Raw genomic sequence first — 24,184 nt, forward strand, 5'->3', positions numbered from 1 at the left:
GAACGTCCGTAAAGTGCTTGTGTGTCGAATTCCCCGCGCGCCCGTGCGCTAGCCAAGGAACTCCGGGCTGCTCGCAACGAGGTTGGTCTCTCGATGCGGCTCGTCGGAAAGCAGCTCGGCTGGTCCGAGGCGAAGGTCAGTCGCGTCGAGAACGCCAAGCAGGGCATCGCGGAGTCCGACGTCTCAGCGATCCTCGCCGTCCTGCGCGTCACCGGCACGGACCGTGATCGACTGCTCAAGATGGCCCGCGAAATCGACCAGCCCGTGTGGTGGGAACTCGGTCGCGAGTTGCCGGAACAGCTGACTGCTCTCATCGACGCCGAGCAGCGTGCGGTTCGGATCACCAATGCCTCGTTGAACACGATCCCGGGTCTGTTCCAAACCCGGGCGTACACGCGGGAAATCATGGTTGCGGGCAGCGTCCCCGACGACGAGATCGATGACCACGTCTCGATTCGTCAGGTCAGGCAGGGCGTTCTGAGCAAGCAAGATCCGGCTGAGCTGTGTTCGTTCGTCGATGAAACTGCACTGCTACGCCCTGTCGGCGGCGCTCGTGTGATGGCTGAGCAGCTCCGGAAGCTCGTTTCAGCAGCTGACGCGCCCAACATCACGCTGCGCGTCCTTCCGCTTGAGGTTGGCGCGCACGCTGGCTTGAGCGGGACCTTCGTGGTCATGGAATTCGTAAGAGCTCGCCCGATCGTCTTCTTGGAAGGTCGAAGCTCTGGTGCTTTCATCGACGAGCCTGAAGATGTGAGCTTGTTCGACGAGGCTGTGAAAAGCCTTGACGTGCAGGCTGCGGATCCGGCTTCCTCGGTGGAGATCGTGAGCACGTACCTGAAGAAGTACGAGGGTGAGGCGGCATGAAGAGCGAGTTAGCCGACTGGCACAAGTCCTCCTACAGCGGAGCGCAGGCGGACTGCGTTGAGGTTGGGAGAGCTCCGGAGGTCGTCGGAGTCAGGGATTCCAAGAACCGCGAAGGCGATGTACTGGTGTTCCCCCAGGAGCGATGGGCCGATTTCGTGGACGGGCTACGCCGATTCGGCTGAGGGTTTGGGCTGTTCGGCTGGCATGTGAGCTACCTCCCTCGAATCCGCCCCCATGCCAGACTGCCCCCTTGTACCCTCTGCGTTCGTGATCGCTCGGTTGAGTGACGTTCATGATCACGAACGTGGAGGGGGCTCTCGATGACCACCGGGATGGAAGGCTTAGCCGCCGGCGCCTCAGCGCTCGAAGGCCAGTCGGCCGGCCTGCGAGCAGCCGTCGACAACGGCCAACTCGTCATGGACCCGGAGAGGGCCGAAGCGGTCGCCAAGGTCTACGACGAGAAGGCCGACGACCTTCGGCAACAGCGATCCCGCGCCGAGCGGCTTTTCCTCAGCGAGTCGTTTGGTGATTGCTTCATCGGGCGCCAGCTTGAGCAAAAGTTCTCAGACAAGCTTCGTGCGCCGGACACTGGTCTCCAAGCGATTCTGTTCAAGATGGAGCAGACCCTGCGCGACATGGCGCAGGCATACCGGGATTCGTCTCGCGAAATGCAGAACACCGACGAAGAACACTCCCGGCGCGTAGGACGCGTCTGATCTGATGGTGGGTATGCGAAAAACACGAATTGGTGCCGTGCTGCTTGCAGGGTTCGCGGTGACTGTTGGTGGCTGCGGCTCCGCTGGCGGAGGCGCGCAGCAAGGGGCACCAGAGTCAGCGCCGAACGTGCTGGCATCGGTGGACCCGTGCCAGGTGTTCGGGGAACAGGACCTGCGGGCTTTGGGCGTGAGCGCGCCTGGTGAGCCCCTAGACCAGGGCATTGGTGAGAAGGCGTGCGAGTTCAGCGGCGACGCTCTTGATCTGTCCGTCGTGAAGGGTGAGCAGAGCTCCTTGGCTTATTGGGAAAGTCGTCGTTCGAACATGGCTGTCTTCGAGACGAACAAGGTCGGGCAGCGCGACGGCGCAAAGATGGTCTCGACTGCATCGGTCGGGAACGGGGTATGCAGCCAGGCCGTCTTTGTTGGGCAGGGTTCTGTGTCCATCCAGGTGACAACATCTTCGGCGAGCTACCAGAACGACGACGCCACCTGTGCCAAGGCGATGGAGATCGCGCAGGTCGTCGAGCCGAAGCTGCCGAAGTAGGAACTGTCGAGGGGGAACGACATGGGGAACGGGTTCACCGACTTCGTCGGCGGCGTCGCCTCGTCTGCTGGTGATGCGTTCGTCGGCGCTGTCGGTGGTGAGACCTCCGCGCAGGAGGAAGCTCGGCTGGCACGCGAAGCTGCGGCCAAGGACGGGCGCCATGACCTCAAGGCGCTCACCCAGCAGCAGCAGAACCTCCAGCTCGATGGACACGACCCCGCGTCGATCACCCAGCAGGACAACTGGGAGAACTGGGACCAGGCCCGGCTCGCCAACCAGCTCAAGCCGTCGCTGAATCCCGAGGAGATCGCGAAATTCGGTCGGGCGTGGGAGAAGATCGGCGCCGACATCGCCGAGATCTTCGGTAACTTGGATCAGAGGGCTCGCGCCGCAGCTGGTGACGGGATGCGCGGTCAGGCGGCCGAGGCCGGGTTCAACGCGTCGAAGCCGCTGCAGGAGTGGGGTCGTGCCTTCGGTGACTCGGTGCGCGGAACGGGCCTGAAGATCCAAGAAGCCGGGGTCGCAGCCGAGCAGACCAAAGCATCCCTGCAGCCGCCCGCCGGGTACGACACGACCCGCGGGATGATCGCGACAGCGATGGGGCCGATGGGCGGTCTCATGGACGGCGCCGCGCAGATGCGCGAGCAGCGAGAAGCCGATCAGCAGGCGCGGCAGGTCGCGGAGAACGTCTACGGCAAGGGCTACCAGGCCGTCGACACGAGCACTCCGACGTTCCCGCCGCCGGTGAACCCGCTGGCTCCTCCGCCGCCACCGCCTGGTTCCGGTGACCCCGGCGGTGCGGATCCCGGCGGGTCCGGTTCGGGTTCGGGGTCCGGTGGCGGCGGCTATTCCGGCTCGTCGCTCGGCGGTGGTTCTGCCGGGGGCTCCTCGGGTGGTTCGTCGCCTGCTCAGAGCAGTTCGCAGTGGGCTTCGCCGTCGCCGACGGGTCCTGGTGCCGGTGGCGGCACGCCGCCCGGGATGAGTCCCGGTCCGGGCGGGCCGTCTGCCGGGTTCGTCGGCGGGATGCCGCCGGGAGCCGGTGCGGGCGCGGGCGCGGGCGGTCGTGGTGCCGGCGGCATGGGCGGTGCTCGCCGTGCGGGCGCAGGCATGGGTGCCGGAGGCAAGGTCGGTGGCGGCATGGGCGCTGGTGGCCGAGCCGGGATGGGCGGTCTCGGCGCGGGTGCCGGTGCGGGCGCTGCGGGTGCGGGTGCCGCTGGTCGTGGTGCCGCGGGCGCCCCCGGAGCCGGTGCCGGTGCGGGTCAGCGCGGCGAAGGTTCCGAGGACAACGAGCACGAGCGTCCCTCGTGGCTCGAAGAGCAAGAAGACATCTGGATGGACGACATGCCGAAGACCGCGCCTCCCGTTTTCGGCGAGTGACGAGCGGTTCGGCGTAGCTGGGGGAGGAAGCTTGTCCGAGCGTTGGCTGCTGCCACCGCTGTGGTTCGACCTGTGCTGGGAGATCGGCGGGTTCGACGAGTACCCGTTCCCGATCTCCGTCCGCTCGCACGGTGAGACGCTCGAAGAGCGTGCCGTGCTGCGTCAGCGCAGCCTTCCCGAGCTGCAGAAAGCCGGTCTGCTCGGGCAGAACGGCCTGACCCAGCGCTTCGCCGAAGTCCTCGGGCAGCTGGCGAAACCGGGCTTGTGGATCGAAGGGCTCTGGATGCCCGACGACACCGCCGAATCCCCGTTCAGGTTGCTGTCGGTGGCCACCGAGCAGGGCGCGCTGCTGCTCGTCCAGCAGTCCGGAGACACCGAGAAATACGGCGGTGACCTGCGGATCTCGGTGCTGCCGCGAACCTCGGTGGGCGCCGCCGCGGTGCAGGGCATGCCGCCCGCGCCCGTCGGCACACGTCCCCGCCTGGCGGTCCCGTCGGCCGACCTGGCTGCTCAGAAGCCGTCGGACGACTTCGAGGGCATCGACCACATGCAGTCCGCGGGTCCGCGCAAAGCACCGGCCGCCGAAACCCTCCTAGCCTTCGTCGAAGCCGAGCACCACCGCGACGGCCAGTTCACGGCCAACCTCCGCGACCGCCTGGGCCGAACGCACCGCTCCGCGGTCCTCAAGTGGTTCGACGCCCCGGAACCGGACGGCCGCTACGGCCTCACCCAACAGCATCGCCCAGGCGTGGGTCCGGAGATCGTCCTAGCAGGCCTGGGCCCCGCAGAACTGACCGCAGCCCTCGAGAACCGGGTAGCAGAAGTCCGCACCCGAGCCAAGAACTGATCCACCCCCACCCCACCCAGGACAGCGGTTCCCATGAGATCCCGGATTTCAGTGGAACTCAGGTACCGGATCTCAGTGGAAATCGGGCATCGGGTTTCAGTGGAAATCGGGGTCCTGATTTCCACTGAACCCGAGACTCCACCCACTCAGGTGGGCTTGGGTGGTGTGTCGGGGACGTTGGGAACACCCGGTGTTGGTGGTGGGCGGTCGTTGGTGGCGGGAGCTGAGTCGGTCCGCATCAGGTCGGGTCTGCATTCGCAGGTGTGGTGGGTCGTCTCTCACCGGGGCGATCACCCAAAGTCGTCGGCGGGTCGCGTGTGGATGTTGGTGCGGGGTGGCGGGTGGCTCTAGGGTGCTCCCCCGGGGGACGGTGCCGCCGGTACGGCGGGCCGGATGACGACGTCGCCGCCGACGAGCGCTTCGGCGACGGTGAATGGAGTTCTGGGTGTCCCTGCACGTCTCGATCGACTTCGGCACATCGAGCACATGCACGGTGGTCTCGGTCGGCGGTGCCGAGCCACAGGTGGTCGTCATCGACGGGCAGCCGTTGGTGCCCTCCGCGGTGTTCGCGGCAGCCGACGGCACGCTGTTCGTAGGTCATGAGGCCGAACGCCAGGCCGCGGTCGACCCCGCTCGCTTCGAACCGCACCCCAAACGTCGCATCGACGAGGGTGAGCTGCTGCTCGGCAGCGCCGTGCTCAAGGTCGGCGACGTCATCAGGGCCGTCCTGCACCGCGCGGTCGGCGAGGCCCGCCGCGTCGCGGGCGGGATCGCCGTCGACCTCCTCGTCCTGACCCACCCCGCAGACTGGGGTTCCGTGCGCGCCGCTGAGCTCCGGCAGGCCGCTGCCGGCCTGGGCAAGGAGATCGTCCTGGTGCCCGAACCGGTCGCCGCAGCCGTCTTCCACTCGGCTGGCAACGGCCTGCCCGACGGAGGTGCGCTGGCGGTCCTCGACCTCGGCGGCGGCACCATCGACGCCTCCGTGGTGCGCAAGCAGGGCGCGTCCTTCCAGGTCCTGGCCACCAAGGGCGAACCGAACTTCGGCGGCGCGGACATCGACCAGCTGCTGCTGGAACACGTCGGCGAGCTCGTCGGCACTGCTGATCCGGACGCGTGGCGCAAGCTCGTCGAGGGCCGCGAGATGCCTGACCGGCGACGTCGTCGCGTGCTGCGGCAGGACGTGCGCGGCGCGAAGGAGACGCTGTCCCGCCACGCCTACACCGACGTCCCCATGCCGCCGCCGTTCGCCGACGCCCACGTCACCCGGGCCGACCTCGAGAAGCTCATCGCGGCCCCGCTGGCGAAGGCCGCGGAGCTGGTGCTGGCGACACTGCGCGACGGGCAGGTCCCGCGCGGGCAGCTCGCCGGGGTTTTCCTCGTCGGCGGTTCCAGCCGGATCCCGATGGTGGCGCGACTGATCCACGAGCGCACCGGCGTCGTCCCGGCGACCCTCGACCAGCCCGAAACCGTGGTCGCCCGAGGCGCTTTGCGCGCGGTCCGGCTCGACCCCGGGCGCAGCGGCGGTCTGGCTCCCACCGGAGCGTGGGCGGGCGGCACGACCGTCCGCGACTACCCGCTGCCGGGGCACCAGCCCACCAGGGGTGAGGCGCCGAGCCGCCCCAGACCGGCGGTCATGACCGGCGACGAACCGACCCGCCCGGTGACCAGACCAGCGAAGCTCAAGCGCAAGCGGAAGGCCCCGTGGCTGGTCGGCGTCGGCGTCGGCGCCGGGGCCGTGGCGCTGGTCGCGGCGGCCGGAGCGGCCGCGCTGCTGCTCACCGGCAACCGGCCGCAGGCCGATCCGCTCGTGCCCGCGCAGCAGATGGCCGCCTACGACTACCACTTCTCCTACCCCGGCGACTGGCGTCCGCTGGGCGGCGATGCGACGAAGTTCCAGACGCTTCTCGCGCCCGGCGACGGACCGCAGGGATCGCTGGTCGCCGTCGAGGAGGGGCGGCTGACCTTCGACACCGACGGCGACCGCAACCGGGCGGTGCAGCTGTTGCGCGGCGAGTACGAGGAGAGCGTTGCGGCGGGCGAGAAGTTCTCGCTGTTCACGCCGTCCACCAGCTTCGCCGGCCGGGACGTCGTGTACTACCGGGAAACGCTGCCGGAGGCGACCGTCGAGTGGTACACGCTGTACAAAGGTCAATTCAAAGTGAGCGTGGGATGCAAGTACGGACCGCAGGGGAAGGACGACGTCGTTCGCGCTTGCGAACAGGTCGTGGGTTCACTCGGGATCGGCTGATGCATTCGCGAACGGGCTTCGTTCGGCCGAACCACGTTTGAGGTTTTCGCAACCGCAAAACCGGTGTTGACCGGCGGGTTCCAGTTTTCGCGTTCACAACAGCAACGGCTTGCCGAGAAATCCAGGACAACGGGGAACCGGACATGGCAATGTCTGCGTCGCAGGTTCATCAGAGCTTGATACCGAGTTTGAAGGGGGTCATCCAGAGATGGCTGGAATTGGTGCGGACACCGAGGCGATCCAGCAGGCGTCGGTTGACATCGACGAGGCGCGCAACGCGGTCGAGCAGGCGCTGCAGCAGCTGCAGGGCCAGCTCGAGGGCCCGGTGCAGAACTGGAAGGGTGCCGCCGCCGACGTCTTCCGCAAGCTGATGGAGCAGTACGAGCAGAGCGGCAAGACGATCATCCAGAAGCTGGACGAGCTGGGGCAGAACGTGCAGTCCTCGGGTCAGGACTACGCGCAGGTCCAGGAGGAGCAGGCGCAGGAGATCTCCAAGATCACCAGCATGCTCGACGGCTGATTTCGCTTCCGCATTCTTCGCAGATTCCACATTTGATGATCTAGACGCATTCGAGGGGACAGGTAATGAGCGAGATCAACGTCAACTTCGCGGAGCTGCAGCAGGCTTCCGACGACCTGCAGGCCGCTGCCCAGAAGATCCAGGGTGAGCTGGACGACCTGGAGGGCAAGATCCAGAAGCTCGTCTCCACCTGGGAGGGCGAGGCCGTGGCCGCTTACCAGGAGGCTCAGGCGTCCTGGGACGCGGAGGCCGCCAAGATGCAGGAGACCGCTGCCAAGATGGGCATGGCCGTGGGTGCGGCCAACGAGTCCTTCCAGGCCGGCGAGAAGAAGAACGCCGGCCGTTTCGGTGGCTGAGCTCACCTCGCACTGATTCCCGCGTTGATGGCTCCGGTGCTTTCGCCGGGGCCATCAACGCGTCCGGCGGTGGATCTCCGTTTGCGGAGGTCCGGTCGGCTTTGCCGGGGCCCCCGCCGGGCACCAGCGGGCATTGGCTATGCTGGTTTCGGCAATCTGCCAGGTCAGAACCTCGAATTAGCAACCGAGGACCCGTTTTGACCGGGCCAGAAGCCACCAAGTACCCTCATTCTTTGTTGTGCGGTGCGCGGCTGCAGTTCGCGCCAGCGGAACGGACTCGCGAAAGCGTGTCACGGTCCCGGCGGCGGTACTGGCGGACGTGCCGGTTCCACGAGAAGACCTCGTGCGAACTGTCCGACGTGATCGAGACGGGCTCCGCACTGAGATTCCGACGCGAACGACGACGAGGTAGACCCGTGCGCACGTACAGCCCGAAGCCCGGCGAGGTGACCCGCGCCTGGCATGTGATCGACGCCGAGGATGTGGTGCTCGGCCGGTTGGCAACTCAGGCCGCGACGCTGCTGCGCGGCAAGCACAAGCCCACCTACGCGCCGCACGTCGACACCGGTGACTTCGTCGTCATCATCAACGCCGAGAAGGTGGCCCTCACCGGTAACAAGCGCGAGCAGGCGTTCCACTACCGGCACTCCGGGTACCCGGGTGGTCTGCGCAAGCAGTCCTTCGGCCAGGTGCTCGACTCGCACCCCGAGCGGCTGCTGGAGAAGGCGATCAAGGGCATGCTCCCGAAGAACAAGCTCGGCCGGGCCATGGGCAAGAAGCTCAAGGTCTACGCCGGTCCGGAGCACCCGCACCAGGCCCAGAACCCGCAGGCGTTCGAGATTAAGGCGAAGGTCGAGAAGTGACTGACGAACTGCAGCAGGAAGAGGCAGTGACCGCTGCCGCGGAGGAGACGGTCGAGGCCGTCGCCGCTGACGAGACCCCGGCCCCCGCTCCCGTTCCGGTTCCGACCGGTGGCGCGGTTCAGACCGTTGGTCGCCGCAAGGAAGCCGTGGTCCGCGTCCGGCTGGTGCCGGGCAACGGCGGCTTCAAGCTCAACGGCAAGACCCTCGAGGACTACTTCCCGAACAAGGTCCACCAGCAGCTCATCAAGGAGCCGCTGGTCACCGTCGAGCGCCTCGAGAACTTCGACGTGCTCGCGACCCTGAGCGGTGGCGGCCCGTCGGGCCAGGCCGGTGCGCTGCGCATGGCGATCGCCCGCGCGCTGACCGCCTTCGACTCGGAGGACCGCCCGGCGCTGAAGAAGGCCGGCATGCTCACCCGTGACTCGCGGGAGAAGGAGCGCAAGAAGTACGGCCTCAAGAAGGCGCGCAAGGCGCCGCAGTACAGCAAGCGCTGACGCGTACCCCAGCATCACCTGCGGGAGCAGGTTCACCCCACTCGGGCGAACCTGCTCCCGCAGTCGTTTCCGGGCCTTGGGTGGTCGTGCTCGGAAGTGACCGGGCTGAAGCGACTTCGATCATGGTGGTTCGGGGCCGCGAAACCACCCGCGCACGGGGGACGCTGTGGAGTGCCGGATGACCGGTTGTGCGACGCTAGACCAACCGGTCGCAGACACGAGGAGGACTTGCTGCTGATGGCTCGGTTGTTCGGCACCGACGGTGTGCGCGGTTTGGCCAACGGCGATCTCACGCCGGAACTGGCGATGTCTGTGAGCTCGGCCGCCGCGCGCGTGCTCTACGACCGGGACGACTCGCGGCGCCGGGTGGCGCTGGTCGGTCGTGACCCGCGGGCCAGCGGCGAGATGCTCGAAGCAGCCGTCGTGGCGGGTCTGACCTCGGCGGGCGCCGACGTCCTGCGCATCGGCGTCCTGCCGACCCCGGCGGTGGCCTACCTGGTCAAGGAGCTGGGCGCCGATCTCGGCGTGATGATCTCAGCCTCGCACAACCCGATGCCCGACAACGGCATCAAGTTGTTCAGCGCGGGCGGCAACAAGCTCCCGGACGCGATCGAAGACGAGATCGAAGCCCGCCTCCACGAGCGCGTCGAGCGCCCCACGGGCGTGCACGTCGGGCGTGTCCGCGACGTCCCGGACGCCCTGCGCCGCTACACCGACCACCTGCTGATCGCCGCTCCGTCCCGGCTCGACGGCATCAAGATGGTCGTCGACTGCGCCAACGGCGCCGCCTCCGAAGCGGCACCCGACGCTTACCGCCGCGCCGGTGCGGAGGTCGTGGCCATCAACGCCGAGCCCGACGGCCTCAACATCAATGACGGCGTCGGGTCCACCCACCTCGACGTGCTGCAGGCCGCGGTGCTCGAGCACGGCGCCGACCTGGGCATCGCCCACGACGGTGACGCCGACCGCTGCCTCGCCGTGGACGCCGCGGGCGACGTCGTCGACGGCGACCAGATCATGGCGATCCTCGCGGTCGCGATGTGCGAATCCGGCGAGCTGGCGGACAACACGCTGGTCGCGACGGTCATGAGCAACCTCGGGCTGCACCTGGCGATGCGCGAGCAGGGCGTGTCCCTGCGCACCACGGCCGTCGGCGACCGCTACGTGCTGGAGGAACTGCGCTCGGGCGGTTACTCGCTGGGCGGCGAGCAGTCCGGTCACGTCGTGCTGCCCGGCCACGCCACCACCGGTGACGGCCTGCTGACGGCGTTGCGCCTGATGGGCCGCGTCTCGGCGACCGGCACCCCGCTGGCCACGCTGGGGAAGGTCATGCGCCGGCTGCCGCAGGTCCTGGTGAACGTCCGCGTCGCCGACAAGGCGGCGGTCGTGGTCGCCCCCGAGGTGACCGCCGCGGTCGCCGACGCGGAGGTCGAGCTGGGCGAGACCGGGCGGGTCCTGCTCCGCCAATCAGGCACCGAACAGCTGGTCCGGGTCATGGTCGAGGCGTCCAGCGAGCAGAACGCGCAGGACATCGCGGACAGACTGGCAAAGATCGTTTCCGCTATTCGGTGATCTTTGTGATTTGAGTCTCCACAGGGCCTCGATCTGTGAGACCCTGCTCACATGGGTGCCATCGTCGTCGCCATAGTTGTCGGTCTCATCGCCGTCGGACTCGTTGTCGGGATCCTCGCGCTGGGTGCGCTGATGCTCGGAGCTCTCAAGGCTGTCAACGCAGCCCACGAGAGCCGTTCCTGGTACGTCAACCGACGCCATCACAAGGTGTGAGAATCCGATGCGCCTCCTCGGCGACCTCTGGACGGTCCTGATCGTCCCGCTCGTATGCATGCTCCTGGGCGCGCTGGTCTTCGCGGTCATCCTCGCCCAGAGCTGGGGCCTGCCGACGCTGTTGCACTGAGTGCCGTCGCGTCCGCCGCTCCCGTTCGGTAGGTTCGCGGTGCGATCACGGCTGGACGGAGGCGGAGTGCGATGAATCTGACGATGACGCTGGTTGGGCTCCTCCTCGGTGTCGGGCTGGGCTTCCTCGTCGGATTCCTGGTGTTCCACGACAAGGGGCGGACCGGTCACGGCCGGCATCCGCAGTTCGCCCAGCCCCCGCAGTGGCAGGCCACTCCGCCGCAGCAGCAGTGGCAGCAGGCGACGCCACAGCAGTTCCCCCCTTAGCAGGCGACGCCACAGCAGTTCCCCTTTCAGCAGGCGACGCCACAGCAGTTCCCCCCTCAGCAGGGCTTCGGCCAGCCGCCCCATCCGCCCCAGTGACCTGCGCGGTCGTCAGCGTCGTCGCCACCGGAGGAACGCCTTGGTCTCAGCTGTCATCTTCCTACCCGTCGGATTCGGGATCGGGTTCCTCATCGCATTCCTGATCTTCCGCACACGGCCAGGACAGCAGGGCTACCCGCAGCAGCCGCAGCCCTGGGGCCAGCAGCAGTGGCCGCAACAATCGCAGCAGTGGGGGCAGACGCCGCAGCAGCAGTACCCGCCGCAACAGGGCTACGGGCAGTACCCGCAGCAGTGATGTGCGGGGAAGGCACCCGCTGATCCGCAGCCGGTGGGCGATGGTGGCCTGCTGCTGATCGTGGCGCGATCGCGCTCGTGACGTGCTGGTCAAGGGGAATCCCGAGCAGTCACCGCCGTCCAACGGCCACCCACAGCAATATCGGGCCCGCGGCCTCCGCAGCAGTGGGGCCCAGATGCCCACATGCCGCAACGGCAGTGGGGACAGGCGCCGCCGCAGCAGCAGCCTCCCCAGCAGCAGTACCCAACGCAACAGGGCTACGGCCAGCCGCACCAGTGACCCCTTCGCGGATGCAAGTACCTCCTCCGTTTCAGCCTCTCAGCCGCGCAATCCTGCGAAGATGAGGAACCAGGCAGTCTTGGTTCACGTCGGAACCTGTGCTTGAGCGCCGCATGAGCGACGGAGGGTTCCTTTGACGGAGGGGGAAGGGTGACCGGGTTCGGGGCAAACGCCGGTGAGTTCTCATCGGCAGGTGGAAGCATTCGCGCTGCGGCGGATCCTGTCCGCGATCAGCACAGCAAGAACATCGCCGACATGGGGATGGGGCAGGCCGACTTCGGCAAGGCCCATGGCGAGAACTTCCAGCCCTACGACCAGGCGATGAAGAAGATCTCCAAGTGCGTCGCGAGTCTCGCCGACGGCATGGACGACTTCGCCGGGAAGCTGGAGAAGACCGGCTCCGGCTACACCTGGTCCGACGCCGACGCGGCTAGCACCGTCGGAAAATCCGGGGGTAACTGATGTCGGACGAGAGCCCGAAGTGGGAAGACGTCAAGAAGCTACTCGACGACCCCAACGTCTCTGACGATAAGAAGCGTGAGCTGACACTCGCCTACGCCCAGAACTCCGACGAGATCTGGGGCAACGGCATCAATGATGAAGTTGAGCCCTACCTCGACAAGTACGACGACGGCATGTGGCGCGTCGGAGGGGAGGGTTTCCTCGAAAACCCCGTCGACAACCTCAATGAGTCTTACAAAGACGCCAAGGGCGAGTCTGACAAGGCCGCGAAGGCGGAACAGCAGCACGACCAGGCCGTCAAGGACGGCAAGGGCAAGCTCGACGACGTCCAGCGCAAGTCCGAGAACGGCGAGAACGGCGGGGCCGGCGCCAGATCAGGCGACGAGCTGCTCGACGCGGGCAAGCCGGGGCTGAGGTTCTTCGAGCGGTGGGTGCCGCTCTACGAGAAGATCGAGAACGACTACGGCGACAAGAGCAAGGTTCCGAAGCTCGACAAGCTCAATGAGCACTACGACGAGCAGCGGCAGCTCAACTTCGACAAGTTCGCCAAGAACATCGAAGACCTCAAGAGCGCCGAGAAGGGCATGCGCGAGTCCGTGCAGACCATGTCCGACAAGCTCGGAGGCTTGTGGAAGGGCTGGACCGGTGGCGCGTCGGACGCCTCGCAGGACTTCTTCTCGTCGAAGTTCACTCCGACAGCGCAGGAACGTGTGATCCAGACGGTCAGCGACGCCGCTTCGACCACGCAGGACACCGTGAAGGCCGTGTCGAAGATGATTCGCGAGAAGGCCAACGCCGCGCTGGAGCTCGACAAGTTCTCCGAGCGCATCGGTGAGAAGGCGGAGCAGGACTGGGACACCACCATCACGGTGGCGAACGACACCGAGGACGACACCACGCTGCGCAAGGCCTGTCAGATCTGGGGAATCCCGATCGAGGAAGAGTGCGGTGACTTGTCCGACGCAGCTCGGGACAAGATCAAGCAGGAGTGTCACAAGGTCGTCCGCCACACCTTCGCGAAGCAGGTCGAGGACACCTGCGCGGGCTTCGTGAAGATGTGCGAGGACACCAAGAAGAACATCAACGACGCGTGGAAGAAGCTCAACGACGAGTTGGGCAAGGCCGAGGAGAACCCCTTCCAGAACCCGGGGCCGGCCGACAAGGGCGGCGACCAGGAACCCGGTGGCCAGCAGCAGCCCGGAGGCCAGCAAGGCGCTGGTGGCGCCGGCAGTGGCGGCGGGGCCGGTGCGGGAGCCGGCGGTGGTGCCGGAGCCGGCGGCGGTGCGATGCCTCCCACTCCGGAGATGCCCAAGCCTCCGGAAATGCCGGAGATGCCGCAGGTTCCGGGCATGCCGGGCCACGGCGGACCGGGCGGGCCCGAGGGAGAGAAGGTGACGCTCGGCGAGGGTCAGAACGCCGTGACCGTCCAGGAGCCGGGCGCGGACGGCAAGACCCAGGTCCAGCTGACCGGGCCGGACGGCCAGCCCAAGACCTACGCGGTCGACTTCGGGCAAGGCCAGCCAGGTCAGATGCCCGGCCAGCCAGGAGCGGCGCCCGGCGGTGCGCAGGCGATGCCCGCTCCCGCGCCGGGGGCACCCGCTCCGGGTGGCCCGCAGCCGATCCCTGTCCAGGCGGGACCGGACGGACGCGCCGTCATCCACGAGGGCGACCGCACCATCACCCTGGAACAGGGACCCGGGGGTGAGATGAAGGTCAGCGTCGACAACGGCGGTGGTCAGCCCCCGCTGAACCAGACGATCGACTTCGGTGACGAGCCGCAGCCGCCGAACCTCGGTGCGCCAGGTTCTCCGGCAGGCGGCGGGATCATCGGTGGTCCGTACCCGGCCGAGCCGCCGCAGCCCGGAGTACCGCCGGTGGAGCCGGGTGTTCTCCCGGCTGAGCCCGTCGCTCCGGCCGCTGCCGTGCCACCCCCCGCGCCCGATCTCGCGGCGCCCGGTGCGGTAGGTGGTTTCACGACGATGCCTGCGCCGGACACCAGCGGTCTTGGCACGATGCCCGCGGCGGACACCAGCGGTTTCACCACCATGCCTGCGGCGGACACGACCGCTGAGCCGGTTCCGGGCTCCCCGGCCGCGACCACCGCGCAGGCCGCGGGCGTCGCTTCGTCGGCGCCTTCCGACGATGGCGTGCACAACTCCTTCGGGAGCATGGCGGGCAACCTCTTCGGTGATGCCTCGGACGCGGCGTCTCCCGCGAACTCGGGTTCCAGCGGTCTTTCCTCGCTGGCCGGCGGCGATCCAGCCGGAGGTGCGGCACACGGCGCGGGTTCGACAGGTCTTTCCTCGCTCGGCGGTGATCCAGGTGCGGGTGGTCAGTCAGCTGGCTCGCAGAGCGGTCAGGGCGGTTCCTCCGCGATGGGCGGCGGAATGATGGGCGGCATGATGGGTGGTGGTCAGGGTGGCCAGCAGGGCGGCGACCAGGAGCGCACCAATGCCAGCCCGTGGCGGACCGAGGGCCAGCTCTTCGACGACGGGGTGGATGCGTCGAACGTGCGCTTCCGCTCGGTGCTGGGTGAGGACCGGGATAAGTGAGCCTGGTGGATACCGGTGAAGGAGTGCAACGGTGACCGCGATCAGTGAGAACGCCAAGGCGTTCCGCAACGCGATGGAGGGTCTGGCACGGGAGAACTCGGCGAGCGTCCGCGCCGTCGAGCAGAACTGGGCCGACTCCGCGAAGGCCGCCGACAAGTCCGCGCAGGAGACCACGGAGAAGGGCCAGAAGCTCGTGGAGCGCATCCGCGAGCGGGCCGAGAACCTCCGTCGCGCGGACGAGAAGTCGGGCGTGCAGGAGATCTCGGTGGGCGAAGAGCCGGCGACCGTCGACGCGGATCCGGAAGTGGAGCGGTTCTCGCAGGAGCTCTACGCAACTCAGAAGAGCAAGGTGGAGGAGGCCGCCGCGACGACCGCGCAGTCGGCGGAAGTCGCGGTGCAGCAGGAGAATTCCGGGTCGCAGCAAGGCAACTACGGCCAACCGGCACCGCAGGCTCCTGCGCCGGAGAGCAGGTGGAACGTGCAGGCAGGCCGTTTTGGCCGCCGGAACGAGCAGCAGCCGGCCCCGCCACCTGCCGCGCCGAAACCGCCTGCTCCGCCCAAGCCCGCCCCGCGACGGCAGCCCGCGTTCGACGACGACGATGACTACGAGAACCGGAGCTGGTTGCGCTGAGCGCGTTTTCGGGCCGTGATTCGCTGGATCACGGCCCGAGGTGTCACTGCTGCGGATAGCCGCCCGGCGGTTGTTGCGGATATCCGGGCACCTGTGGGTACCCGGGCTGCGGGTAGCCCTGTTGCGGATAACCCTGCTGGTGCGGGTAGTTCTGCTGGAACTGCGCGGGTGCGGCCATGGCCGTCGCTCCGGGCCTGGGCTTGAACGAGTTGCGCACCGCCGGCACGAAGGCGAGACCGGTGACGATCGCGCCGGGCAGGAAGGTCGCCCAACCGGCGAACGGCGTGAGCGCTTCGAGGACCGAGTCTCCGTGTTCCGGATCCATGGTCATGAACAGGAAGACGATACTCCGCACCAGGTTCGCCAGCAGCAGGATGGTGCCGCCGAGCAGGACGAACGACGAGATCCAGAGCCGAAGGATCAGCAGAACACCACCGGCAATCAACGCCAGACCACCGGTCGCGCACAGCAGGATGTTGAGCAGGTTGTCGATGCCGTCGAAGAAGATGTAGATGCCGGCGATGATCGCGATGGCAGCGGCGATGATGCCGATGATGCGTCCGGCGTTGGCGCTCTGCGGCTGTTGTGGATAGCCCTGCTGCGGCGGGTAGGGCTGCTGTGGATAACCCTGTGGATACCCGACCTGCGGTTGCGGATGGGCAGGTTGCTGGGGGTATGCCTGCTGCTGCGGATAGCCCTGCTGGGCGAATCCAGGCTGCTGGGGCTGGCCGTACGGGGGCTGCGGGGGCGTCATGGTGCCCGATTGTCGCGCACCTTCTGACCGCTGTGGGCGAGATCCGCACCGAGAGCTCGCCGCGGCGAAAGGGTTCCGGCCAGCTCTAGGCGGCGAGTTTTCCGTGGGTGTTGACCTGGTCGATGGTGGCGCCCTTGATGTTCTCGTTGAGCAGGAGGTCGCCTCGGCGGTCGTTGGCGAGGGCGCGGAGGAAGAACGCCGTGAGCAGGCCCTTGGCGATGCGCTGGGTGTGGTACTCCGGCTTGCCGTGCAGCAGGAGCTGGGTCCAGTGCACACCTTCGGTGAAACCCAGGTGGGTGGCCTTCTTGATGGTGCGCATCTGCACCGGTCCGCCCCAGGCGCGCGAGATCGGTTCGGCGTTGGCCACCGGGGGCGTCAGCAGGTCGTCTCCCGCGGCGAGGTGCAGGGCGGGGGCCTTGACCTTCGCGGCCGCCTCGAGCGCCGACGGGAGGGTTTCGGCCGCGGCCAGCGTCGCCACGGCCTTGATGCGCGGGTCTTCGGCCGCGGCCAGGACCGCGCAGCCGCCGCCCATGGCGTGACCGGCGGCGCCGAGCTTGTTCGGGTCGACGCTGATCTGACCGTCGCCGAGCCGGACTCCGGCGGCGATGTCCAGCGCCGTGCGCATGTCCTCGGCGTAGAGCCGGTGGGAGGCCAGCGGGCCGCGTTGGGTCGCCGGGGAGGCCACGACGATCCCCCAGCTGGCCAGGTGCCTCATCAGGGCCAGGTAGCGGCGCGGCGGTTGCAGCAAGCCGTGCCCGAACACGACCGCGGGCAGGCTCGTCCCCGTGCGCGGGGTGCAGACGATGCCGGGCAGACCGACCAGCGCCAGGTCGCCGTGCATGACGTCGTGCGGGCCACGACGGGACAGCTCGACGAACGCGTGCTTCGCGGAGGGCAGCTTCTTGGCTTTGCGCGCCATGGTCGACAACGGTAGCGGATCTACGCCGCCGCGCGCGTTGAGAGCTCGTGCCGTGATCCAATCGCTCCGCGGTGCCCGGAGGGTGGAGCTCCCGCGGCTCCGCGACCCGCCGGAGCGATGTGGGTCACCAGGGCTCCACCATGTTCCGTTCGGCCGGAATGACTACCCTGACTCGCGTGTGCGGCATCGTGGGTTACGTAGGACATCGCCAGGCGCTGGAAGTCGTGCTGGGCGGACTTCGGCGACTTGAGTACCGGGGTTACGACTCAGCAGGCGTGGCGCTGCTCGACGGTGAGGGCGGCCTCGCGGTGGAGCGGGCAGCCGGAGCGCTGTCGAACCTGGAGAAGAAGCTCGCCGAGAGCGACGGCTCCCAGTTCGAGGGCAACGGCGGCATGGGACACACCCGGTGGGCGACCCACGGTGCGCCTACCGACCGCAACGCCCACCCGCACCAGGACTCGGCCGGCCGCGTCGCAGTGGTGCACAACGGCATCATCGAGAACTTCGCGCAGCTGCGGGCCGAGCTGGAGGCCGACGGCGTCGAGATGGCCAGCGAGACCGACACCGAGACCGCCGCGCACCTGGTGTCCGCCGCCTACGCGGTTGGACCGACCGCCGGTGACCTCACCGGCAGCGTCTGCGCCGTGGCGCGACGCCTCGAAGGCGCGTTCACGCTGGTCGTGACGCACGCCGACGAGCCGGGCACGATCGTCGCCGCCCGCCGTTCCTCCCCGCTGGTGGTGGGCGTCGGCGAGGGCGAGCACTTCGTGGCCTCCGACGTGGCGGCGTTCATCGAGCACACCCGCGACGCGGTGGAGCTCGGCCAGGACCAGGTCGTCACCATCACCCGCGACGGCTACCGGGTCAGCGACTTCGACAACACCGACGTCGAGGCCAAGCCGTTCCGCGTGGACTGGGACCTCTCGGCCGCCGAGAAGGGCGGCCACGACTACTTCATGCTCAAGGAGATCGAGGAGCAGCCGGAGGCGCTCGCCGACACCTTGCGCGGTCACTTCGCGGGCGGCCAGATCGTCCTCGACGAGCAGCGGCTCACCGAGCAGGACCTGCGCGACATCACCAAGGTGTTCATCGTCGCCTGCGGCACGGCCTACCACTCGGGTCTGCTGGCCAAGTACGCCATCGAGCACTGGTGCCGCATCCCGGTCGAGGTCGAGCTGGCCAGCGAGTTCCGCTACCGCGACCCGGTCCTGGGCCGCGACACCCTGGTGGTGGCGATCTCGCAGTCCGGTGAGACCGCCGACACCCTGGAGGCCGTGCGGCACGCGCGGACCCAGCGGGCGCGGGTGCTGGCCATCTGCAACACCAACGGCGCGCAGATCCCTCGCGAGTCCGACGCGGTCCTCTACACCCACGCGGGCCCGGAGATCGGCGTGGCCGCCACCAAGACGTTCCTCGCGCAGATCGCGGCGAACTACCTGGTCGGGCTGGCCCTGGCGCAGGCTCGCGGCACCAAGTACTCCGACGAGGTGGCGCGCGAGTTCGACGAGCTCGCCGCGATGTCCGAGGCCGTGCGCGAGACGCTGTCCACCGTTGTCCAGGTCCGCAAGCTCGGCCAGGAGCTGGCGGACTCGAAGGCGGTGCTGTTCCTCGGCCGTCACGTGGGCTACCCGGTGGCGCTGGAGGGCGCGCTCAAGCTCAAGGAACTCGCCTACATGCACGCCGAGGGCTTCGCGGCCGGCGAGCTCAAGCACGGCCCGATCGCGCTGATCGAGGACAAGCTCCCGGTCGTGATCGTGATGCCCTCACCGACCGGCCGGGCGCTGCTGCACTCCAAGATGGTGTCCAACATCCGCGAGATCCAGGCGCGTGGCGCCCGCACGATCGTCATCGCGGAGGAGGGCGACGAGGAGATCAAGCCCTTCGCCGACGAGCTCATCACCACCCCGGCCGTGCCGACGCTGCTGCAGCCGCTGGTGTCCACGATCCCGCTCCAGGTCCTGGCGGCGGAGATCGCCCGGGCTCGCGGTTACGACGTCGACAAGCCGCGCAACCTCGCCAAGTCCGTCACCGTCGAATGACACCATCCGGGAACGGTTGACGTTCGGCGAGAGGGCTCGTGATGCAGGGTGTGTGGACTCCTGACCAGATCCGGAGTGCCGAGCAGCGGTTGTTCGCGCGGACACCCGAGCCCGCCGTGATGCGCCGGGCCGCCTACGCGGTCGCGGGGCAGTGCGCCCGGATGCTGGCCGACCAGACCGGTGGCGTTGCCGGCCGGCGGGTCGCGTTGCTGGTCGGGGCCGGGAACAACGGCGGCGACGCCCTGTGGGCGGGCGCGTTCCTGCGGCGGCGCGGGGTCGGGGTGACGGCCGTGCTGCTGGCGCCGGACAAGACCCACGAGGCCGGGCTCGCAGGGCTTCGCCGCGCGGGAGGCCGGGCGGTCGCCGCCGAGGGCGCGAACGCCGACACCTCCGGGATCGGGGCCGAGGCCGCCGACGCGCTGGAACGGGCGGACTTGGTCATCGACGGGATCGTGGGCCTCTCGGCGCGCGGCCCGTTGCGCCCCACCGCCGCCGAGCTGGTGCGACGGGTGCTGGTGCCGATCGTGTCCGTGGACCTGCCCAGCGGCGTCGATCCGGTGAGCGGAGCCGTGGAAGGGCCTGCGGTGCCGGCGGATCTGACAGTGACGTTCGGCGGGCTCAAGCCCTGCCACGTGCTCGGGACCGGGGCGGTGCGCTCCGGCGAGGTCACCGTCGTCGGCATCGGCATCACCGAGGAACTGCCCGAACCGGAGATCGCGCTGCTCGACGCCGCTGAGGTCGGTGAGGAGTGGCCGATCCCGGGCCCGGCGGACGACAAGTACAGCACCGGAGTCGTCGGCATCGCCGCCGGTTCGGCGACCTACCCGGGCGCCGCGGTGCTCGCGACCGGCGCCGCGGTGCAGGCCACCGCTGGGATGGTGCGCTACGCCGGTCCCGCCGCCGACGAGGTGCGCAACCGCTGGCCGGAGGTCGTGGCCACCGGTTCGGTCGGGGACGCCGGCCGGGTGCAGGCCTGGGCGGTCGGACCGGGCATTGGGCTCGGCGCGAGCGGTCGTGAGGTGCTGCGGTTCGTCCTGGAGTCCGGGCGCCCGGTGTGCGCCGACGCCGACTCGATCACGATCCTGGCCGACGACGAGACCGCTTGGGATTCCCGTGATCCCGATGCTCCGCTGGTGCTGACCCCGCACGCCGGTGAGTTCGCGCGGCTGGCCGGCGAAGGCCCGGGCGTCGACCGGGTCTCCGCTGCCCGCGAGGTCGCCGCCCGCTACGACGCGTTCCTGCTGCTCAAGGGCAACACGACGGTCATCGCCGCACCCGATGGGCGGGTCGTGGTCAACGACGCTCGCCAGGCGTGGCCCGCCACGGCGGGTTCCGGGGATGTTCTCACCGGGCTGATCGGGGCCTTGCTCGCCGCAGGCGTCGAGCCGTTGCGGGCCTGCGGTCATGCCGCCCACGTTCACTCGTTGGCGGCTGAACTCGCCGCGCACGGCGCCATCGGCGGTGGACCCCGCTCCGAGGCCGGAGCGCCCATCGGCGCCTCCGCGCTGCTGGCCGCGGTTCCCCACGCCATCCGCGCGGTTCGGGACGCCGCGCTGCCTTCCTGACACCTCGTCGATCACCTGATGGTGGGAAGTCGCGCGGGTGTCCGGTCGCCTGCGTCTCGTTAGCGCGTTGAGCTGCGCAAAGGCGACGTGGGGCGAAGGGTGGGATGCCGGATGTGAGACCATGGACCAGCCATGAGTGACCAGCACGCGTACCGCGCCGACCTGCGGATCGACGTCGACGCGATCCGCCACAACGTTCGGGTGCTGGCGGGTCGTGCCGAAGCTTCCGGTGCTCGGACGATGGTGATCGTGAAGTCCGACGGCTACGGCCACGGGGCGCTCACCGTCAGCAGGGCGGCTCTGCAGGCAGGGGCAGACCGGCTCGGCGTCGCCGCGATCGGGGAAGCGCTCCAGCTGCGCGCGGGCGGGATCACCGCGCCGGTGCTGTGCTGGTTGTTCACCGAGGCCGACGACTTCGGTCCCGCCATCGCCGCCGACATCGAGCTGTCCGCGTCGTCGCAGGCCACGCTGGCCCGCATCGTCGCAGCGGCCGCCGCGCAGGACCGCGTCGCGCGAGTCCACCTCAAGATCGACACGGGTCTGGCGCGCAGCGGGTGCCCAGCCGAGCTGTGGCCCGCGCTGGTCGAGGCCGCCGCGAAGGCCGAGGCCGACGGGCACGTCCACGTCGAGGCCGTGTGGTCGCACCTGGCCTGCGCCGACGAGCCCGGCCACCCGTCCATCGACATGCAGGCCGAGCGGTTCCACCGCGCCTACGAGCAGGCGCGGGCCGCCGGGCTCGACCCGATCCGGCACCTGGCCAACTCCGCCGCCGTGCTCACCCGGCCGGACCTGCACTTCGAGCTGGTCCGCCCGGGCATCGCCGCCTACGGCCTCGACCCTGTTCCGCAGGCCGGTGACCACGACCTGCGCCCGGCCATGACCTTCCGCTCCTCGGTGTCCCTGACCAAGCGCGTTCCCGCGGGCGAGAGCGTTTCCTACGGGCACTCGTGGACGGCCGATGCGCCCACCAACCTGGCACTGGTCCCGGTCGGCTACGCCGACGGCGTGCCGCGCAGCCTGTCCGGCCGCATGCAGGTGTGGCTGGCGGGAAGGCGGCGGCCGGTGCGCGGCCGGGTGTGCATGGACCAGCTGGTGGTGGACTGCGGCGACGACGAGGTCTCCGAAGGGGACGAGGTCATCGTCTTCGGCCCGGGCGATCGGGGAGAACCGACCGCCGCCGAGTGGGCTGACGAGCTCGGCACGATCCACTACGAGATCGTCACCGGCATGTACCGGCCGCGGGTGACCAGAACGGTCGTGGACTCCGGACTGGAGGCGCCATGACCGAGGTGGGCCTCTTCGCGCAGATCGGCGTCCGGGAAGTGGGGCGCAGCGCACAGAGCGCTGGGCAACCGGGGCTGCGTTCTGTAACGATCTTCACGTTCTTCCGCCGCCGGAGCCGAGTGGAGGCGACGTGAAACCGGTGTGGCAGGCATTGGCCTGGACGAGCGGGGTGATCGGGGCAGCGGTCACCGGCGCCGCCGTGGGTGTGGCCGCGCACAGCACCCGTGCCGCGGTGCAGCGCAAGGGTGAGGACGCCTTCGTGGAAGAACCCCTCGGCAGGCTCCGCCCCGACCGGCACTCCACCGTCGCCGCCGACGACGGCGTCCCGCTGTCGGTGCAGGAGATCGGCCCCGCGGCAGGCGGCGATCCCGCGCTGACCGTGGTGTTCGTGCACGGCTTCGCGCTGGACTCCCGCTGCTGGCACTTCCAGCGCCGCGACCTGCCCGAGCTGCTCGGGCCCAAGGTGCGGTTGGTGCTGTTCGACCACCGCAGCCACGGCCGTTCCGGCCACTCCAGCAAGACGAACAGCACCATCGACCAGCTCGGCCGCGACCTCGACGCCGTCCTGCGCGCCGCCGCCCCGCGCGGCCCGATCGCGCTGGTCGGCCACTCGATGGGCGGCATGACGATCATGGCGCTGGCCGAGCAGAACCCCCGGTTGTTCGCCGACCGGGTCCGCGCGGTGGCGCTCGTCGGTACCTCCGCCGGTCAGCTCGGCGAAGCCGGACTGCCGCGCACCTGGCTCTCACGCGCCAACCCCGTCCCGCGCGGACTCGCGCTGCTGTCCGGGCTCAACCCGGGCCTGGTCGAGCGCACCCGCAGGATGGGCGACCGGTTGGCGTGGAGCATCATCCGCGCGCTGTCGTTCGGGGACCGCAAGGTGTCCCCGGCGGTGGTTGACCTGATGGCCGAGATGATCGGCGCCACCACGGTGGAGGTCGTCACCGACTTCCTCGAGACGATCAGCCTGCACGACCGCAAGAAAGCCCTCGCAGCGCTCAACACCTGCGAGGTGCTGGTGCTCAGCGGCGATCTCGACAAGCTCACGCCGTTCACCCCGCACGCCGAGGTGCTCGCCGGCGAGCTGCCGAACGCGACGCTGGTGAAGGTCGAAGGCGCCGGGCATCCGGTGATGCTCGAACGCCCCGAGCTGGTCACCGATCAGATCGTGGCGATGCTGCGGCGCGCCACCGGGAAGAAGTTCAAGAAGGGGACCGGGAGTTGAGCGCCGCGCTGAAGACCGTGGAACTGCCGCAGGAATCCGACACCCTGGAGTTCGGCCGCCGTCTCGGCGCCGCGCTGCGGGCGGGCGACCTGCTGCTCCTCGACGGGCCGCTGGGCGCCGGCAAGACCGTGCTGACCCGCGGCGTCGCGGCAGGCATGGGGGTGACCGGCAGGATCACCTCGCCGACGTTCGTCATCGCCCGCGTGCACCGGCCCGACGGCGACGGGCCCGCGCTGGTGCACGTCGACGCCTACCGGCTGGGAGGGCTCGACGAGATCGACGACCTCGACCTGGACACCGACCTCACCGACGCCGCCGTGGTCGTCGAGTGGGGCGAAGGCCTGGCCGACCAGCTCTCCGACACCCACTTGATGGTGCGGCTGCGGCGTCGCGAGGACGACGTGCGCGAACTCACCCTGGAGCCGCACGGCGAGGGCTGGGCGGAGCGGCTGGGCGAGCTCACCGGGTGACGGAATTGCTGGCCGGGTTCCCCGGTCTGCTCGCGCTCGCGATCGCCGCTGCCGTGCTGTTCGCCGAATCCGGTTTGCTGATCGGTGTTCTCCTGCCCGGGTCGGGGACGGTGCTGGCGCTGGGCTGGCTCGCCGGGCAGGGCGCGCTGCCCGTCTGGGCGGCAGCGCTGACCGCGTCGCTGGCCACCATCGCCGGCTGCCAGCACGGCTTCCTCCGCGGTGCCCACCGCGGTGCGCTGAACCGGCGCCTGGTCGACCGGGTCGGCGAGCAGCGCATGGAGCGCATCGAGACCGCGATGGGCGGACGCGCCAAACCCACCACCGCGATCTCCCAGTGCTTCGCGGTGGTCCGGACCCTCGTCCCACGGCTGGCGGCCCGCTCCGGCATGCCTCACCTGCACTTCAGTGCTTGCAACGTCCCGATGGGCGCGCTCTGGGGCATCGGTCTCACCCTCCTCGGCGCTTGGTCCGGTGAGGCGTACACCCGCGTCCGCACCGCTGTGGGACTCCTCGGCCTTCCCCTCGTAGCCCTCGCCGCGGTGGTCCTCGGCCTGGTCTGGTGGTTCCGTCGTCGCCGCGACTTCAGTGGAAATCGGGGGACGGATTCGGAATCAGGGTCCGACTTCCACTGAAATCCGAAAC

28 protein-coding genes are annotated in these 24,184 nt (G+C 69.0%); 26 read left to right on the forward strand and 2 right to left on the reverse strand.

Annotated features, from left to right (window positions below; all coding sequences use genetic code 11):
* Positions 1-21: 21 nt before the first annotated feature.
* The 19 genes from E1161_RS17110 (at position 22) to E1161_RS17190 (ending at position 15,286) form a co-directional block, all read left to right on the forward strand.
* Entirely contained in the window at positions 22-864 is an 843-nt protein-coding gene (locus tag E1161_RS17110) for a helix-turn-helix domain-containing protein (RefSeq protein WP_132624438.1), read from the forward strand.
* The gene (locus tag E1161_RS17115) at positions 861-1,046 is read left to right on the forward strand and encodes a DUF397 domain-containing protein (RefSeq protein ID WP_132624440.1); all 186 of its coding nucleotides are present in this window, start codon (positions 861-863) and stop codon (positions 1,044-1,046) included. The genes E1161_RS17110 and E1161_RS17115 overlap by 4 nt, the downstream gene beginning before the upstream one ends.
* A 138-nt stretch (positions 1,047-1,184) precedes the next feature.
* Positions 1,185-1,580 (forward strand): hypothetical protein, encoded by a 396-nt coding sequence (locus E1161_RS17120; protein ID WP_235875095.1) that lies wholly within the window; start codon positions 1,185-1,187, stop codon positions 1,578-1,580.
* Positions 1,581-1,593: 13 nt separating this feature from the next.
* Entirely contained in the window at positions 1,594-2,124 is a 531-nt protein-coding gene (locus E1161_RS17125; RefSeq protein ID WP_165939831.1) for a DUF3558 family protein, read from the forward strand.
* A 21-nt stretch (positions 2,125-2,145) separates the two neighbouring features.
* Positions 2,146-3,501 (forward strand): hypothetical protein, encoded by a 1,356-nt coding sequence (locus E1161_RS17130; protein WP_207920279.1) that lies wholly within the window; start codon positions 2,146-2,148, stop codon positions 3,499-3,501.
* Between the two features lie 31 nt (positions 3,502-3,532).
* Positions 3,533-4,348 carry an ESX secretion-associated protein EspG gene (locus E1161_RS17135; RefSeq protein WP_132624444.1) on the forward strand — a complete coding sequence of 272 codons (816 nt, stop codon included), beginning with the start codon at positions 3,533-3,535 and terminating at the stop codon, positions 4,346-4,348.
* A gap of 433 nt (positions 4,349-4,781) precedes the next feature.
* Positions 4,782-6,596, forward strand: a complete 1,815-nt coding sequence (locus E1161_RS17140) for a type VII secretion-associated protein (RefSeq protein WP_132624446.1) — start codon at positions 4,782-4,784, stop codon at positions 6,594-6,596.
* Positions 6,597-6,804: 208 nt separating this feature from the next.
* Complete coding sequence (locus E1161_RS17145; protein ID WP_132624448.1) at positions 6,805-7,116, forward strand: WXG100 family type VII secretion target; 312 nt, start codon at positions 6,805-6,807, stop codon at positions 7,114-7,116.
* 65 nt (positions 7,117-7,181) lie between these two features.
* A complete protein-coding gene (locus tag E1161_RS17150) occupies positions 7,182-7,472 on the forward strand; it encodes a WXG100 family type VII secretion target (RefSeq protein WP_132624450.1) in 291 nt (96 codons plus the stop codon).
* A gap of 416 nt (positions 7,473-7,888) precedes the next feature.
* Entirely contained in the window at positions 7,889-8,335 is a 447-nt protein-coding gene (gene rplM / locus E1161_RS17155) for a 50S ribosomal protein L13 (RefSeq protein WP_132624452.1), read from the forward strand.
* A gap of 8 nt (positions 8,336-8,343) precedes the next feature.
* The gene (gene rpsI, locus E1161_RS17160; RefSeq protein WP_132624540.1) at positions 8,344-8,829 is read left to right on the forward strand and encodes a 30S ribosomal protein S9; all 486 of its coding nucleotides are present in this window, start codon (positions 8,344-8,346) and stop codon (positions 8,827-8,829) included.
* A gap of 237 nt (positions 8,830-9,066) precedes the next feature.
* Positions 9,067-10,401, forward strand: a complete 1,335-nt coding sequence (gene glmM / locus E1161_RS17165) for a phosphoglucosamine mutase (RefSeq protein ID WP_132624454.1) — start codon at positions 9,067-9,069, stop codon at positions 10,399-10,401.
* Positions 10,402-10,452: 51 nt separating this feature from the next.
* Positions 10,453-10,614 carry a hypothetical protein gene (locus E1161_RS27240; protein WP_165939833.1) on the forward strand — a complete coding sequence of 54 codons (162 nt, stop codon included), beginning with the start codon at positions 10,453-10,455 and terminating at the stop codon, positions 10,612-10,614.
* 7 nt (positions 10,615-10,621) lie between these two features.
* Positions 10,622-10,744, forward strand: coding sequence for a hypothetical protein (locus E1161_RS28410; RefSeq protein WP_268951403.1), 123 nt, complete (start codon positions 10,622-10,624; stop codon positions 10,742-10,744).
* An 83-nt stretch (positions 10,745-10,827) separates the two neighbouring features.
* Complete coding sequence (locus E1161_RS27245) at positions 10,828-11,010, forward strand: hypothetical protein (RefSeq protein ID WP_165939834.1); 183 nt, start codon at positions 10,828-10,830, stop codon at positions 11,008-11,010.
* A 136-nt stretch (positions 11,011-11,146) separates the two neighbouring features.
* Positions 11,147-11,362 (forward strand): hypothetical protein, encoded by a 216-nt coding sequence (locus tag E1161_RS27250; protein WP_165939835.1) that lies wholly within the window; start codon positions 11,147-11,149, stop codon positions 11,360-11,362.
* A 429-nt stretch (positions 11,363-11,791) separates the two neighbouring features.
* The gene (locus tag E1161_RS17180; RefSeq protein WP_132624458.1) at positions 11,792-12,103 is read left to right on the forward strand and encodes a hypothetical protein; all 312 of its coding nucleotides are present in this window, start codon (positions 11,792-11,794) and stop codon (positions 12,101-12,103) included.
* Positions 12,103-14,655 carry a hypothetical protein gene (locus tag E1161_RS17185; protein ID WP_132624460.1) on the forward strand — a complete coding sequence of 851 codons (2,553 nt, stop codon included), beginning with the start codon at positions 12,103-12,105 and terminating at the stop codon, positions 14,653-14,655. The genes E1161_RS17180 and E1161_RS17185 overlap by 1 nt, the downstream gene beginning before the upstream one ends.
* Before the next feature lie 31 nt (positions 14,656-14,686).
* On the forward strand, positions 14,687-15,286 hold the full coding sequence (locus E1161_RS17190) for a hypothetical protein (protein ID WP_132624462.1): 600 nt from the start codon (positions 14,687-14,689) through the stop codon (positions 15,284-15,286).
* Positions 15,287-15,329: 43 nt separating this feature from the next.
* On the opposite strand, the gene E1161_RS27665 is transcribed toward E1161_RS17190, so the two are convergent.
* A complete protein-coding gene (locus E1161_RS27665) occupies positions 15,330-16,040 on the reverse strand; it encodes a hypothetical protein (RefSeq protein WP_207920281.1) in 711 nt (236 codons plus the stop codon).
* A gap of 85 nt (positions 16,041-16,125) precedes the next feature.
* Positions 16,126-16,959 (reverse strand): dienelactone hydrolase family protein, encoded by an 834-nt coding sequence (locus tag E1161_RS17205; protein ID WP_132624464.1) that lies wholly within the window; start codon positions 16,957-16,959, stop codon positions 16,126-16,128.
* A gap of 176 nt (positions 16,960-17,135) precedes the next feature.
* Between E1161_RS17205 and glmS the strand changes: the two genes are divergently transcribed.
* From glmS to E1161_RS17235, 7 genes are all read left to right on the forward strand, one after another.
* Positions 17,136-18,998, forward strand: coding sequence for a glutamine--fructose-6-phosphate transaminase (isomerizing) (gene glmS / locus E1161_RS17210; RefSeq protein ID WP_132624466.1), 1,863 nt, complete (start codon positions 17,136-17,138; stop codon positions 18,996-18,998).
* A 41-nt stretch (positions 18,999-19,039) separates the two neighbouring features.
* The gene (locus tag E1161_RS17215; RefSeq protein WP_132624542.1) at positions 19,040-20,563 is read left to right on the forward strand and encodes an NAD(P)H-hydrate dehydratase; all 1,524 of its coding nucleotides are present in this window, start codon (positions 19,040-19,042) and stop codon (positions 20,561-20,563) included.
* A gap of 132 nt (positions 20,564-20,695) precedes the next feature.
* Positions 20,696-21,847 carry an alanine racemase gene (gene alr / locus E1161_RS17220; protein ID WP_132624468.1) on the forward strand — a complete coding sequence of 384 codons (1,152 nt, stop codon included), beginning with the start codon at positions 20,696-20,698 and terminating at the stop codon, positions 21,845-21,847.
* Entirely contained in the window at positions 21,844-21,981 is a 138-nt protein-coding gene (locus E1161_RS27255) for a hypothetical protein (protein WP_165939836.1), read from the forward strand. Before alr ends, E1161_RS27255 begins: the two co-directional genes overlap by 4 nt.
* Positions 21,978-23,072: an alpha/beta fold hydrolase gene (locus E1161_RS17225; RefSeq protein ID WP_132624470.1), complete on the forward strand. Its 1,095-nt coding sequence runs from the start codon at positions 21,978-21,980 to the stop codon at positions 23,070-23,072. The genes E1161_RS27255 and E1161_RS17225 overlap by 4 nt, the downstream gene beginning before the upstream one ends.
* Positions 23,069-23,542, forward strand: coding sequence for a tRNA (adenosine(37)-N6)-threonylcarbamoyltransferase complex ATPase subunit type 1 TsaE (gene tsaE / locus E1161_RS17230; RefSeq protein WP_235875096.1), 474 nt, complete (start codon positions 23,069-23,071; stop codon positions 23,540-23,542). The genes E1161_RS17225 and tsaE overlap by 4 nt, the downstream gene beginning before the upstream one ends.
* The gene (locus tag E1161_RS17235) at positions 23,539-24,174 is read left to right on the forward strand and encodes a DedA family protein (protein ID WP_132624472.1); all 636 of its coding nucleotides are present in this window, start codon (positions 23,539-23,541) and stop codon (positions 24,172-24,174) included. Before tsaE ends, E1161_RS17235 begins: the two co-directional genes overlap by 4 nt.
* The last annotated feature ends 10 nt before the right edge of the window (positions 24,175-24,184 follow it).

Origin of the sequence: Saccharopolyspora aridisoli (assembly GCF_004348445.1) — a bacterium.
GTDB classification, from domain to species: Bacteria; Actinomycetota; Actinomycetes; order Mycobacteriales; family Pseudonocardiaceae; genus Saccharopolyspora; species Saccharopolyspora aridisoli.

Coding starts and splice junctions, on each gene's coding strand:
- E1161_RS17115 (WP_132624440.1), top strand. CDS start 861: ATGAAGAGCGAGTTAGCCGACTGGCACAAGTCCTCCTACAGCGGAGCG.
- E1161_RS17120 (WP_235875095.1), top strand. CDS start 1,185: ATGACCACCGGGATGGAAGGCTTAGCCGCCGGCGCCTCAGCGCTCGAA.
- E1161_RS17125 (WP_165939831.1), top strand. CDS start 1,594: ATGCGAAAAACACGAATTGGTGCCGTGCTGCTTGCAGGGTTCGCGGTG.
- E1161_RS17130 (WP_207920279.1), top strand. CDS start 2,146: ATGGGGAACGGGTTCACCGACTTCGTCGGCGGCGTCGCCTCGTCTGCT.
- E1161_RS17140 (WP_132624446.1), top strand. CDS start 4,782: ATGGAGTTCTGGGTGTCCCTGCACGTCTCGATCGACTTCGGCACATCG.
- E1161_RS17145 (WP_132624448.1), top strand. CDS start 6,805: ATGGCTGGAATTGGTGCGGACACCGAGGCGATCCAGCAGGCGTCGGTT.
- E1161_RS17150 (WP_132624450.1), top strand. CDS start 7,182: ATGAGCGAGATCAACGTCAACTTCGCGGAGCTGCAGCAGGCTTCCGAC.
- glmM (WP_132624454.1), top strand. CDS start 9,067: ATGGCTCGGTTGTTCGGCACCGACGGTGTGCGCGGTTTGGCCAACGGC.
- E1161_RS27240 (WP_165939833.1), top strand. CDS start 10,453: ATGGGTGCCATCGTCGTCGCCATAGTTGTCGGTCTCATCGCCGTCGGA.
- E1161_RS28410 (WP_268951403.1), top strand. CDS start 10,622: ATGCGCCTCCTCGGCGACCTCTGGACGGTCCTGATCGTCCCGCTCGTA.
- E1161_RS27245 (WP_165939834.1), top strand. CDS start 10,828: ATGACGCTGGTTGGGCTCCTCCTCGGTGTCGGGCTGGGCTTCCTCGTC.
- E1161_RS17185 (WP_132624460.1), top strand. CDS start 12,103: ATGTCGGACGAGAGCCCGAAGTGGGAAGACGTCAAGAAGCTACTCGAC.
- E1161_RS27665 (WP_207920281.1), bottom strand. CDS start 16,040: ATGACGCCCCCGCAGCCCCCGTACGGCCAGCCCCAGCAGCCTGGATTC.
- E1161_RS17205 (WP_132624464.1), bottom strand. CDS start 16,959: ATGGCGCGCAAAGCCAAGAAGCTGCCCTCCGCGAAGCACGCGTTCGTC.
- E1161_RS17215 (WP_132624542.1), top strand. CDS start 19,040: ATGCAGGGTGTGTGGACTCCTGACCAGATCCGGAGTGCCGAGCAGCGG.
- alr (WP_132624468.1), top strand. CDS start 20,696: ATGAGTGACCAGCACGCGTACCGCGCCGACCTGCGGATCGACGTCGAC.
- E1161_RS27255 (WP_165939836.1), top strand. CDS start 21,844: ATGACCGAGGTGGGCCTCTTCGCGCAGATCGGCGTCCGGGAAGTGGGG.